Genomic DNA, 12366 nt, shown 5'->3' on the forward strand with positions numbered 1-12366 from the left:
AGTCGCCGGCATGACCCGAGCCGAGGACTCCCAGGTGATCGACCCGCCGACGCGCCTGCTCCGTCGCGGCAGCCTCTGGCTGGGCGCGGCCGGGTGGGCATCGGCCAATCTCGCCCTCCTCGCGATCGGCGGCGGCCACCTTCCGTTCCACGCGTCCACGCTCGCCGATCCCCCGGCGCCCGGAGTCATCGCGCGCACCGACCTGATGTTCCTGGAGGTGTTCGGCCTGATGGCGATCGTCCAACTGCTGACGCGTCGCCGCGTTGTCCCCGATGTCGCGAGCAGAGTGCCGAGCCAGGCAGTCGCGGCCCGCGAGACCAGACTCATGATCGGGTACGGGCTTCTCGCGATGGCCGGCGGCTACCTGCTCGGTCGTGGCCTCGGCTGGCACGCCATCGGCTTCCACCTCGACGGAATGGTCGTGCGGACCGGACAGCCGGTGGTGCCGGTCGAGGCCATCACCTGGGCCGCCTACAACCTCACGGCGTACGCCGTCCTGCCACTCATCTATTTCCGTCGCCGCTACTCCCGGGAGCAGCTCAACCTGCGCTCGGCCGACCGACGCGCCGACCTGCTCGTCGTCATCGTCGTCCTTGTCATCGAATCCACCGTCCAGTTGTCACTCAACGCCGCGATCCTCCACCTGACAGGCCGGCAGATTCTGATCGGCGCACCGCTCACGTTCCTGCTGTCCTTCGCAGGCACCGTCCTGCCGACGATGGTGTTCGTCGCGTGTGTACTGACGCCGCGCTACCTCAAACTGACCGGGTCCGTACCAGCCTCGGTCATTCTCGGTGGTCTCACCTATGCCGCATTGCACGTCTTCGACGGCTGGACGTCCTTCCGCTCGCCGGTCGACGCACTGCTGTCGGTGCTGTTCGTCCTGCTCTTCTACACCGGGCCCGGGATGTTCAAGGCCTTCATCACGATCCGCACAGCCAACGCCTGGACGCACGTCTGGGCGTACCACGCCATCGCCCCGCACACGCTCCTGGACACCAACATGTTCGTCAAGATCTTCGGGATCCGCTGACCGCCGTCCTGAACCAGCTGAGGATGGTTTGCAGCGCTTCGGGGTCCAGGCGGGTGCCGTCGGCGTTGTAGCCGTTGCCTGGGGTCGCGATGACTTCCGCCGCGGTGCGGGTCTCGTGCTTGAGGACATGGTTGGCGTTCGGCGGGAAGGCGAAGCTGATGTTCGGCATGCCGGCGGCGGCCGCCTGCAACGGTTCGCCGTCAGCGTGCAGGTCGACCTGCAGGTCGTGAGCGCCGATGAGCACGAGCGTCGGGATCTTGACCTCCGACAGGGAGCGAGTAGCGGCCTCGGACCACAGCTCCCGGGCGAGGGGAAGGTTGGCCGGCGTCTCGAAGCTGGCCAGCACCATCCTGACCTGCTCGGGTAGCTGCGGGTCGGCTTCCATCGGCCGGCCTGCTTCATAGCGGTCGGTTGCGGCGCGGACCAGGTCCATGAGCTCGTCGCCGTTGGGCAACTGGGTGGCCTGGAGTGCGAGTTGGGCCAGCAGGATGTCCCGCGGCGGCCGACCCGGCGGTGCAGCGAGCACGAGGCCCGCGAAGGCGACGTCTTGCGGCGTGATCGCGTAGTGGAGCACGTGGAGAGTGCCTTCACTGTTTCCCAGTCCGACGATGCGCGAGGCGTCGACGTACTCCTGGGCAGCGAGGGTGGCGACCGCGGCCACCAGTTCGTCGAGGTGCGACTGCATGCTGAGTTTGCCGATGAGCTGTGGAACGTTCTCGGCCGCGTGCGGACCGGACGCGCGCTTGTCGTACCGCAGTGACGCGATGCCCGCCTCGGCCAGCGCGTCGGCGAGGAGGCGGCCGCTGCCGTTGCTGCCGGCCAGGAGCGGGGAGCACCAGTCCCGGTCGGTCGGTCCGCTGCCGGCCACCAGCACGACGGCGGGGAACGGGCCGGCGCCGTCCGGCCTGACCAGCGTGCCGTACATCGTGATGCCGTCGAGCTCCCAGGACACCTCATGTGCCGTCATGGACCAGAATGTTATCAGAATTGAGAACAATGTCGTACGGTAAGCAGGTGAGCAGCGCCGATCTTCTCCTGCACCCGGTGCGGCTGCGGATCGTCAAGACGTTCCTGGGAGATCGCGCCCTCACCACGGCGCAGATCGCCGCCGAGCTCGACGACGTACCGACGCCCAGCCTGTACCGGCACATCGCGACCCTCACCAAGGCAGGCGTACTGCAGGTCGTCGCCGAGCGGCAGGGTCGTGGCAGCGTCGAGAAGACGTACACGTTGCGCCTGCTGGCCGCACGGCTACAGCCCGACGAGGTCGAAGCGATGTCTCTCGACGACCACACCCAGGCCTTCATGGCCTACATCGCCGGCCTCCTGGGCGACTTCGACCGCTATCTGGCCCACCACCCAGCCCCCGGCCACGACGGCGCCGACTACCGCGTAGGCGCGATGTGGCTGACCGACGCCGAGTACGCCGACTTCCTCAGCGACCTCACGGCGCTGCTACGCGCCCGGCTCACCAACAAACCCACCAAGAACCGCCGCCGCCGAGTCGCCTACCACGTCCTCCTACCCGCCCCGGAGGACCCGCACTGATCACCCGTCGTGCGCCATATCCACAAACCGCGAGTAATGCCCCTGGAACGCCACGACGACATCGGCAGTAGGCCCATTACGGTGCTTGGCAACAATAAAGTCAGCCTCACCGGGCCGAGTCGACTCCCGCTCGTAAGCATCCTCACGGTGAAGCAGAATCACAACGTCGGCATCCTGCTCCAGACTGTTGTGTGTAGCGATGCCCTCGGCAACGAAATTGTGGGTGCCCAGAACCGTAGCGTCGTACACCTCTTGCTCGCCGAGGCTTTCGATCGTCGTGATGGTGTCCCAGAAGATGTCGTTGGTGGCGAGGACCTCGAGGTCGGCGTCGTCGAGGATGTCTGCGACCTTCGCCAAGCGCTGACGGCTCGGCGCGTGCTTCCACATCGTCGAGCCGGAGAACTGGGTGCTCATGGCGGCGGCGAACTCGCGGTGCGAGACGTTGCGTGCGGCAAGGACCTCCCGGACCTTGGACCAGACTTCCTTCGGCACGGTGTCCAGGTTCGTGTTGCTCTTCACATCGCGCAGAGCCGTCGCAACCTCGAGCACCTTCAAACCACGCAGACCGTGGACGCCGATGCCATCGCAGAACCGCAGCTGGTTCTCGGCGCCGTAGATGTACAAGTGGTAGGCGTCGCGGTAGCCAGTCTTCTTCACGGTCTTGATCCGGCTGAAGATGTTGTGGCGGAGGAGGAGGCGGGCCAGGTCGTCGACCAGGCGGCGGCTGGTGCTTGCGTAGTAGATGCGACCCTGGCCGGCCTTCGCGTCCCAACGGACGGAGCCGTCGGTGGCCCAGAGGTGGCGGATGAAGTGGGCGACCTGCTCCTTGGGAAGCGCGAACACGCCGGACGGGATGAACTTCTCATGACTGCGCAGCCCGAACAGACCGAGGCCGTCGAGCCAGGCGGCGATCGGGTTGCGCTTGCCGCGGGCCAGTCGGTACGGCGCGGGCAGGCGGAGCGTGGTGACCCGCGCGGCGGCGTACTCGTCGCGGATCGGGGTGATGCCGAAGCGGCGCCGAGCCGCCTCATCGACCGCGGCCAGGTTGGCTTCGTCGATGCTCGCGTAGCGGATCGGCTGTCGCTTCACGAAGGATCCGTCACCGAGCAAGTGAGCAAGCAACGTGAGCTCGTCGTCGTCCCACGGCGTCACGTCGAGCGGCGCCGGGACGTGCCGGAGCGATCCCAGCCTCGCTCCGGGTGACAGCTCTCCCAGCGGCTTCCACCCGTCGTGAGTGAGGAACGGGTGGTTCGCCGTGGCCTTGATCTCTCGGCCGGAGGCGAGCTTCAGCCGGAAGACCTCCTTCACCCCGCTCGGGAAGGCGTGCGTCAGAGTGCGCGGCACCAGCTTCAGCCGGTCGTCGAGCGACCAGACCGGAACGTCGCGAGCGTCTGTCGCGAGCAGCTCACCGAGCGAGATCTCCGCGCCGTTGTCGGCCCGCATCAGCCGGGTGTCTGCGGTCAGGCACCCCGATTCACGGAGGTCGGAGGCCATGGGGCGTTTGTCGGAGCGTTGTTCGGAGCCTCGGTTCAGCTGGCAGATGGCTACTACGGGGAGTTCGAGTTCTTTGGCGAGGAGCTTGATGGAGCGGGAGAACTCGGAGACTTCGAGTTGGCGGGACTCGACCTTCTTGCCCGAGGTCATCAGCTGGAGGTAGTCGATGATGATGAGTTTGAGGTCGTGGCGCTGTTTGAGGCGGCGGGCCTTGGCGCGGATCTCCATCATCGTGAGGTTCGGCGAGTCGTCGATGAAGAGGGGGGCCTCGGAGACCTCGCCCATCTTGCGGGCCAGGCGGGCCCAGTCCTCGTCGGTCATCTTGCCGTTGCGCATGTGATGCAGCGGCACCTTCGCCTCGGCGGAGAGCAGACGCATGGTGATCTCGTTGCGGCTCATCTCCAGCGAGAAGATGCACGAGGTGAGGCCGTGCCTGATCGAGCAGGAGCGGGCGAAGTCCAGACCCAGCGTCGAGTTGTGGGTCGGGATCATCGTCTTGCCGGCCAGGTACAGATGGTCGGGGTTGTCGACCTCGACGCAACGCACCGGCACGCTGTCGACCGGGTCGACCCACTCGAGCCGCCGCTCGTCCTCGCCGAACAGCGCGGCCGGGTAGCCGTGCCCGGTGATCTGCCGCGGCGACGACCCGGGGATCGGCGGTGTCAGTCCGGGACTCGCTGACATCGCCGTGTACAGGTCGGCAGTCGTGCAGATCACCGGGCGGCCGCCATCCTCGACGCGCCACTGGTGCTCGGCGTCGGCGACGATCGTGCTGCCGTCGGAGAACGACAGCCGGAAACACGGCCGGTCCACCATCACCTCGGTCGCCGCGACCACCGTGGTCGGCAGCCCCTCTGCGTCCAGGAGTTGATCGCCGACCGCGACCTCGGCCATCGTGGTCCAGCCGGTCGGCGTCGGCAGCGCGGTGTCGAGGGCGAGCGCCTTGCCCATCGCGGGACGCGCGGCGACGATGATCATCTGGCCGGGGTGCAGCCCGTTGGTCAGCTCGTCCAGGTCGGTGAACCCGGTCGGCACGCCGACCATCGCGTCACCACGGGAGTCGATCGCCTCGATCTCGTCGAGGGTGCCCTCCATGATGTCCTTCAGCGGGGCGTAGTCCTCGGCGGTCCGCTTCTCGGTGACCGAGTAGATCTCCGCCTGCGCCTCGTCGACGACATCGTCGACCTCGCCCTCGCCGGCGTACCCGAGCTGGACGATCTTGGTCCCGGCCTCGACCAGGCGGCGCAGGATCGCCTTCTCCCGGACGATGTGGGAGTAGTAACTGGCGTTGGCCGCGAGCGGGACGGACGCGACCAGGGTGTGCACATACGGCGCGCCGCCGATCCGGGCCATCTCGCCGCGCCGGTTCAGCTCGGCGGCGACGGTGATCGCGTCGGCCGGCTCACCGCGCGCATACAGGTCGGTGATCGCGTCGAAGACGCTCTCGTGCGCCGGCCGGTAGAAGTCCGTCCCGCGCAGCGTCTCGATGACGTCGGCGATCGCGTCCTTGCTCAGCATCATCGCGCCGAGCACGCACTGCTCGGCGGCCAGGTCCTGCGGTGGGGTGCGGTCGAAGCCCATCTCCGGACTGCGCTCTTCGTGGCCGCCGTCCTGGCCCCCGCGGAACTCCGCCACGCTCACTTCGCCCGACCTCCTCGTCGCCGCCACCCGGCCGGTGCGGCCGGTTCGAACACCTGATCGAACCGTAGCCCGGCCCGCCGACAGTTTCCGGCAGCAGGCTTCGCGACCGTACGCCGCTCCCGTCACCCAAAGCCACCTGGCCGTCCACAGGGGGTGTGGACGAGCTGTGGGAAACTCCGTGAAGGGCTGTGCACAGGTTGCGAACAACCCTGTGGATATCTGTGGACCGGTCTGCACAACATCGCTCTGACCTGCGGTTTCTTCGGTGCACAACTGTGGAGAAGAAAAAGTCTGAGACGAATTTCCTGAGTCCCCACCCCACGTGGGTAACCTCGCTCCGGTGAGACGCAGACGATGGGCGGCCGAGCAGGATCGGGAGATCCTGCGGCTGGCCGTTCCGGCGTTCTTCGCCCTGGTCTCCGAGCCACTGATGCTGCTCGCGGACTCCGCGATCGTCGGCCACCTGGGTACGCCGCAACTCGCCGCGCTCGGCGTCGCCGGCACCATCCTGCAGACCCTCGTCGGCATCTGTGTGTTCCTTGCCTACGGCACCACCTCCGCGGTCGCGCGCCGGATCGGTGCGGGCGACCACAAGGGCGCGCTGGCGCAGGGCATCGACGGACTCTGGCTGGCGCTGCTGCTCGGCGTCGTACTCGCGCTCCTCGGTCTGGCGCTCGCCCCGCAGGCGATCGCGGCGTTCGACCCGTCGCCCGAGGTGGCTGACTACGCAGTGACGTACCTCCGGATCTCCTGCTTCGGCATCCCGTCGATGCTGCTCCTGCTCGCCGCGACCGGCGTACTGCGTGGGCTGCAGGACACCAGGACCCCGATGGTCGTCGCCATCACCGCCAACCTCGCGAACATCGGCCTGAACGTCCTGCTCGTCTACGGCATCGGCCTGAACATCGCCGGCTCCGCCCTCGGTACGGCGCTGGCACAGACCGGCGCGGGCGTCGCGCTGGTGGTGGTCGTCGTCCGCGGCGCCCGCCGCGACGGCGCCAAACTTCGGCCGGACCGCCCCGGCATCCTCGCGTCCGCGCAGATGGGCGTGCCGCTGATCGTCCGGACGCTGACGTTGCGTGCGGCAATCATTCTGCTCACGTTCGTCGCGACGGCACTGGGTACGACGTCGGTCGCCGCGCACCAGGTCGCCTTCACACTCTGGTCGTTCCTCGCCCTCGCTCTGGACGCGATCGCGATCGCCGCACAGGCACTCACCGGTCGCTCGCTCGGCGCCGGCGATGTCGAAGGCACCCGCACGATTACTCGGCGGATGATGTGGTGGGGCCTGTTCTCCGGTCTGATCGGCGGCCTCGCGCTGTGGGGGCTGCGCGACATCTACGTCCCGTGGTTCACCAGCGATCCCGAGGTACGTCGTACGCTCGCGGCCGTCCTGATCGTCGCCGCGCTGTGGCAGCCGGTCAACGGTGTCGTGTTCGTCCTGGACGGTGTGCTCATCGGTGCGGGCGACGGACGGTACCTCGCCGCGGCCGGGGTCGTCGCGCTCGTGCTGTACGTACCGCTCGCGCTGGCCGTGCTGTGGCTGGGCGGTGGGATCGTGGCGCTCTGGTGGGCATTCGGCGGGTACATGCTGCTGCGGTTCCTCACTCTGACCACCCGCGAGCGCCGCGACGGCTGGCTGGTCACCGGGGCTACCCGCTGACCCTGCGGTGCGGCATCGTGGAGCGGGAATGAGAGGAGCGGCATGCCCGACACCGACGACGACCAGTCCGTCGAGCTCGACCCCGTGCAACGGGAGCAGGGCGACGACGACACTGAGGCCGCGAGTGAGCGGCGTGCCACGAGGGCGCGAGCCGAATCCGACCGGCATGCAGTCGCCGATCTGACGGCCGACGAGGACGTAGAGCGTCGAGCGGACGAGGAGCACGCCCTCCAGGTGGAGGAAGAGGACGAGGCGGCACATGCCGAGCGTCTCGAGCTCGCCGCTGCGGAGCAGCACGAGCTGGACGAGCTCCGCGACCGCGAGCAGCTCCTCGACGCCACCGCGGAGACCACGCGCGCGTTCGAGCTCGCGTACGCCGACGAGGCCGCCCGCGACCGGTACCGCGGCTACGCCACGACCGAGACGCAACGGTCCACCGGCGACCTCGCTCGCGGCCGGCACGAGCTCGACGAGGCAGCGGCGTACCCCGATGAGCACGGCTCGGCCGAGCTGGCCGCCAGGGGCCGGCGCGACGAGCGGGCCAGTGGCATCGAGGCCCGGCGGGCCGAGTCCGACGACCGCATCGCCGACGGGTACGACGCGTCTGCGCAGGAGCACCGTCGCGAGGCTCGCCAGGCGCAGCCCGACGCCGTCGAGGCCGTCCGTACGCCGCCCGGTGAAACCCCCGAGGCACAGCTCCCCCAGGCCCGCCGCCATGTCCGCGGACCGAAGAGCAGGCAGCGGAACCTTCAGCGCAGGAAGCCGCAGCAACAGAACGACGGCCTCGACCTCGACCTGTAGCGCGCTAGGGCTGCAGCTTCTGCGTCTGGATGATCAGCAGGTTCGCCGCGACCACGACGACGAACACCACGGCGAGCAGCGGGTGCCCCAGGCTCCACAGGGCGGCACCCGCGAGGCCGAACACCAGCACCTTCACGATCCACCGCACCACCGGCGTACCACGGGTGGCGGTCGGTGCTGCGAAGAGTCCCCAAACCACCGCGGTCACCAGCGGAAGCCCGATGGCCAGCAGGCATCGGGTCAGTGTCGTGCCGCCGGCGTCCCAGCCCCACCAGGCAAAGATGCCTAGGGCAACCAGCTCGACCAGGAACGCCAGCAGCAGGTTGCCCCACTTCCAGAGATTGAACACAGTCGATCTCAGATACCGCGGATGTTCGGCTGGCGCTGGTCGAAGAACAGCCCGGCCGGCGGCTCCTGCACCGGCAGCGGCGGGATCGGGTAGTCGGTGTGGACGTTGTTCCGGCAGGCGGCGAACGGGCCGTCCGGGTCGAGCAGCGCCATCATGTGCGGGTCCGCGTGGTCACGCCACCAGACCGACATCCCGGTCGCCGGGTCGAGCCGCAGGTGCTCCCACGCACGCCAGATCGAGTCGAGCCGGCTGAGTGCCTCCGCGTGCCGGTACCACTCGGGGCACCAGACGAACTGCTGCCCGAGCCGCCGGGTGTAGAGGTAGATCAGCCGGTCTTCGACGAACGCCGCGACGTGTGGATAGAAGAGCTCCTGTTCACCATCCACCTCGGTTGTCCCCTTCGTTCTGCTCCCAGACCGGTCGGTCCGGGCCGCGTTGCGGCGGGGGCGCCTGGCCGCCGGTGCCGGCGGACACCCACGGGTTGTTGCTCACCGGAACGTTCGCAGCCGCTCCGGGATCGTACTTCGCCAGCGACGCCTTCACCGCAGCGGCGTCGGGCCGGGTGAACCACGGCACGGTCTTCACCAGCGTCGCCGGGATACCCGACGGGAACACGACCGCGCGGCCGGGCGGCATCGACGCGAGGTCGGAGACCTCCATGATGTTGTGCCGCTGGACCTGCGAGCTGGTGCCGCGCTTGCCCTCGTTGTACGACACCGAGCTCGAGTTGATGTCGTAGTCGCCGATCATCTTGCTCAGGTTCTCCAGGAAGGACGCGTCCGCCGCGCCACCGCCGTACACGCGGATGTTCGCCGAGCCCCACAGCTTCTGCATGCCGTGGTCGCCCCAGCACTCCTGGCCCTGCGCCCACGACTGGAGGATCGTCATCAGCACGATGCCGCGGGAACCGAAGTGCGAGTACAGGTCGGGCAGGTTCTTCCAGCGGCACACGTTCGCCGCCTCGTCCAGGACGCCGACCAGCGGGCTGGGCATGCGGCCCATCGGGCAGCCACGGGCGAACTGCTCCGCCGCCTCCACGACCGCTACCGTCAGCGCGGTGACGAGCGGGCCCGCCGTACCGGCGCCTTCCTTGGAGAGGCTGTACAGCGTGCCGCCCTTGCGGACGAACTCGTGCGGGTTGAACTGCGGGCGGTTGTCGTTCGGCCCGCTCGGGATCACCCAGCGGGTGACCTTGCGGTTGACCAGGAACTGCGCGCTCTGCTGCGCCGTGCCGTACACACCCGCGCGCTGCTTGTCCGGCGCGTTGATGACGCCGGAGAGCGCGTCCGCGGACAGCTGCAGGCCCGGGGTGTTGCGCAGGATCCGCTCGGGCTCGTCGTTGCGCTGGTCGGCGAGCCAGCTGTAGACCTGCGTGATCGGGCGCTTCGCCACCGCGGCGGCGAGCAGCAGACCGGCCAGCAGATCGGTGCCGGCGGCATCGAAGAAGGCGTCGGTCTGGGCGCCCACCTGGCGCTGCGAGGCGACGAAGTGCTCGGCCAGCTCACGCGCCTTGGTCTCGTCGGTGATGTAGCTCAGTGGGTTCCACCACCAGGTGTTCGGCTCCTCGCAGACCTCCTGCGGGTCGAACACCCAGACCGGCCCCTTGTCCGAGCGCGGCCCGCGGGTCGCGTCGACGATGTCCCGCTTGTTGGAGGTGGCGATGACGCAGCCGGGCGCGTCCAGGATCGCCGGCACCGCGCGCGAGGTGGTCTTACCGGTTCGGGGGCCCCAGATGTCGACGTGCATGTCTTCCCAGTTGCCGAAGACCTCGAGGTTGTCCCGGACCGTGCGGCCGATCAGGATGCCCGGACCCGCGTGCCCGGCGCCGAGCTGGTTCGCCTTCTCCTGCGCGCCTTCGCGGGTCAGCTTGTAGATCTCGGACCGCTTCGACATCAGCTGGGCCTGCCGGTCGACCCGGCCGACCGACTGCTGGCGGTTCCGGAAGTACCAGAAGCCGGTGCCGACCAGGCCGAACAGCACCACCAGCTCGATGATCAGGACGCCGGTGGCCGCGCCGGACCACTCGGCATTGCCCTTGGCCAGATCGACGACCGCTTCGAACGGGTTCCCGGCGACGCCGGTGCCGTTGATCGCGCCCGCGATCTTCAGTGCGCCCCACAGGGAGAAGACCACCAGCGCCAGCACACCGACGGCGACGAAGATCATGATCGACTCGGGCGACAAGCCTCCCGGTCCGGTGCTCTTCCTGCCTTGGGCCATTACTCGTCAACTCCCGTTCGGGCGACCACTCGGGTGGTGGGGTCGGGCGGTGGCAGCATCGCCGGGTCGTCCAGGCTGTACTCACCGACGACGGCCTCGGTGCCGTCCGGTGCGACCTCCACCTTCAGCGGCTTGCCGTCGTCGCCGGTCTTCCACAGCTTGTTGGTGTCGTTGATCTCGCGCTCGACCGTGGTCAGTCCGACGTGCACCGGGATACCCGGGCGGCCGCCGACCTTGATCAGGAAGTTGCCCCGGCCGGGAGGCGCGGCCTCCTTGCCGGTGGCCGGGTCCCAGGCCGGCGGGTCCTGCCAGCCGACGAGCATGTTCTGCTCCTCCTGCGACATCGCCACGACCTCGGTCAGGTTCTCCATCTCGGCGCGCGGCAGACCGCCGCAGATCACCATGCCCGAACGCTCGACGAAGCCCTTCGCCTTCATCCGGTCCTCCGGGTTCGGCAGCGCGAGCAGGTCGGACATGGTGTGCGAGATCATCGCCATGCCGACACCACGCTGCCGGTTCAGCCGGGTCAGCGCGTCGACCCGGTCGACCAGGCCGCTACCGGCCCGCAGTACCCGCCAGAGCTCGTCGAGGATGACGAAGTAGTGCCGCCGCGGCTCCAGACCGGCATCGGCCAGCGCCTGCGAGACCGCGACCGCGCCGAACCCGTACGACCAGCAGGCCAGCAGTACGGCGGCCTGCAGGCTGGTCTCGGAGTCGTCGACGTTGGACACGTCGAACACCACCGGACGATCCATCTGGATCGGGTTGTCGGTCTGCGCGGAGAAGATCTCGCCGAGCCGTCCGCCGCCGACCAGACCGATCAGCGAGGCCTCGAGGCCTTCGGTGATCTGCCGGTAGCGGTCCAGGCTGCCGCGGTCCAGGGCCACGTTGCGGACCCGGTCCGGAGCGTCCTGGACGACCTGGAGCAGGTCCTTCAACACCGGCGTGCCCTGGAATCGCTCGTCCAGGACCTTGAGCGCCTCGTCGAGGATGGTCTCCTCGCGGTCGTTCGGGTTCTGGTTGCGCATGATCGCGATCAGCGCCGAGACCATTGTCTGCCGGCGGCCGTGGGCGTCGGCCTGGATCGCCTCGCGCGCCTTGCCGGTGAGCCGGAGCGCGGCCTCGCGGGACTCACCCGGGTCGAGCACGTTCAGGTGCCCGCGGCCGCGGCCGAGCTGGATGACCTGGCCGCCGAGCGCCTCGATCAGGTCCTTGTAGTCAGGCTTGAGGTCGCCGAGCACCAGCGGCATCACGCCATACCCGGCCAGGCCGAGAGCCATCCGCCGGGTGATCGTCGACTTGCCCAGACCCGGCTTGCCGAGGACGAACATCGACGGGTTCGAGATCAGCTTGGCCCGCATGAACCAGCTGATCGGATCGCAGCACATGGTCGCGCCGGACAGGATGTTCCGCCCGATCGGCACGCCGACCATCGGGCTGCCGGTACCGGCCGCGAACGGCCACATGCCGCACACCTGCACGGTCGTCCCGCGCCACTCGGGCGCGGCCTGCACGTACGTCGAGTAGCCGGCGCCCGGTCCCGGCCAGCCTCGCGGCATCGGCCGCTTGCCGCGACGGGTCGGATCGACTGGCTTCTTCTGCTTAGGGCTCACTGTG

Annotated in this window: 10 protein-coding genes; 4 read left to right on the forward strand and 6 right to left on the reverse strand. The window is 68.7% G+C overall.

The features are described from left to right. Positions 1-10: 10 nt before the first annotated feature. On the forward strand, positions 11-1033 hold the full coding sequence (locus tag ACIA58_RS06030; RefSeq protein WP_396402474.1) for a hypothetical protein: 1023 nt from the start codon (positions 11-13) through the stop codon (positions 1031-1033). On the opposite strand, the gene ACIA58_RS06035 is transcribed toward ACIA58_RS06030, so the two are convergent. After that, entirely contained in the window at positions 1011-2000 is a 990-nt protein-coding gene (locus tag ACIA58_RS06035; RefSeq protein ID WP_396402475.1) for an alpha/beta hydrolase family protein, read from the reverse strand. The two genes, ACIA58_RS06030 and ACIA58_RS06035, sit on opposite strands and share 23 nt — an antisense overlap. 47 nt (positions 2001-2047) lie before the next feature. Here ACIA58_RS06035 and ACIA58_RS06040 point away from each other — a divergent pair, with 47 nt between their 5' ends. Then, positions 2048-2581 carry a helix-turn-helix domain-containing protein gene (locus ACIA58_RS06040; RefSeq protein WP_396402476.1) on the forward strand — a complete coding sequence of 178 codons (534 nt, stop codon included), beginning with the start codon at positions 2048-2050 and terminating at the stop codon, positions 2579-2581. On the opposite strand, the gene ACIA58_RS06045 is transcribed toward ACIA58_RS06040, so the two are convergent. Beyond that, positions 2582-5716: a replicative DNA helicase gene (locus ACIA58_RS06045; RefSeq protein WP_396402477.1), complete on the reverse strand. Its 3135-nt coding sequence runs from the start codon at positions 5714-5716 to the stop codon at positions 2582-2584. A gap of 340 nt (positions 5717-6056) precedes the next feature. Between ACIA58_RS06045 and ACIA58_RS06050 the strand changes: the two genes are divergently transcribed. Together ACIA58_RS06050 and ACIA58_RS06055 are read left to right on the forward strand one after the other, a co-directional pair. Further along, positions 6057-7379, forward strand: a complete 1323-nt coding sequence (locus ACIA58_RS06050) for an MATE family efflux transporter (protein ID WP_396402478.1) — start codon at positions 6057-6059, stop codon at positions 7377-7379. Between the two features lie 42 nt (positions 7380-7421). Then, on the forward strand, positions 7422-8180 hold the full coding sequence (locus ACIA58_RS06055; protein ID WP_396402479.1) for a hypothetical protein: 759 nt from the start codon (positions 7422-7424) through the stop codon (positions 8178-8180). A 4-nt stretch (positions 8181-8184) separates the two neighbouring features. Here the strand turns inward: ACIA58_RS06055 and ACIA58_RS06060 are convergent, their stop codons facing one another. The 4 genes from ACIA58_RS06060 to ACIA58_RS06075 are packed head-to-tail and all read right to left on the reverse strand — an operon-like array spanning position 8185 to position 12362. Then, positions 8185-8529 (reverse strand): YrdB family protein, encoded by a 345-nt coding sequence (locus tag ACIA58_RS06060; RefSeq protein WP_396402480.1) that lies wholly within the window; start codon positions 8527-8529, stop codon positions 8185-8187. Positions 8530-8537: 8 nt separating this feature from the next. Next, complete coding sequence (locus ACIA58_RS06065) at positions 8538-8915, reverse strand: DUF4913 domain-containing protein (protein ID WP_130443131.1); 378 nt, start codon at positions 8913-8915, stop codon at positions 8538-8540. Then, the gene (locus ACIA58_RS06070; protein WP_396402481.1) at positions 8905-10695 is read right to left on the reverse strand and encodes a type IV secretory system conjugative DNA transfer family protein; all 1791 of its coding nucleotides are present in this window, start codon (positions 10693-10695) and stop codon (positions 8905-8907) included. The genes ACIA58_RS06065 and ACIA58_RS06070 overlap by 11 nt, the downstream gene beginning before the upstream one ends. A 53-nt stretch (positions 10696-10748) precedes the next feature. Then, entirely contained in the window at positions 10749-12362 is a 1614-nt protein-coding gene (locus ACIA58_RS06075; protein WP_396402482.1) for an ATP/GTP-binding protein, read from the reverse strand. Positions 12363-12366 lie beyond the last annotated feature (4 nt).

It is taken from the genome of Kribbella sp. NPDC051586, assembly GCF_044453965.1.
Lineage (GTDB): Bacteria > Actinomycetota > Actinomycetes > Propionibacteriales > Kribbellaceae > Kribbella.

Coding starts and splice junctions, on each gene's coding strand:
- ACIA58_RS06030 (WP_396402474.1), top strand. CDS start 11: ATGACCCGAGCCGAGGACTCCCAGGTGATCGACCCGCCGACGCGCCTG.
- ACIA58_RS06035 (WP_396402475.1), bottom strand. CDS start 2,000: ATGACGGCACATGAGGTGTCCTGGGAGCTCGACGGCATCACGATGTAC.
- ACIA58_RS06055 (WP_396402479.1), top strand. CDS start 7,422: ATGCCCGACACCGACGACGACCAGTCCGTCGAGCTCGACCCCGTGCAA.
- ACIA58_RS06070 (WP_396402481.1), bottom strand. CDS start 10,695: ATGATCTTCGTCGCCGTCGGTGTGCTGGCGCTGGTGGTCTTCTCCCTG.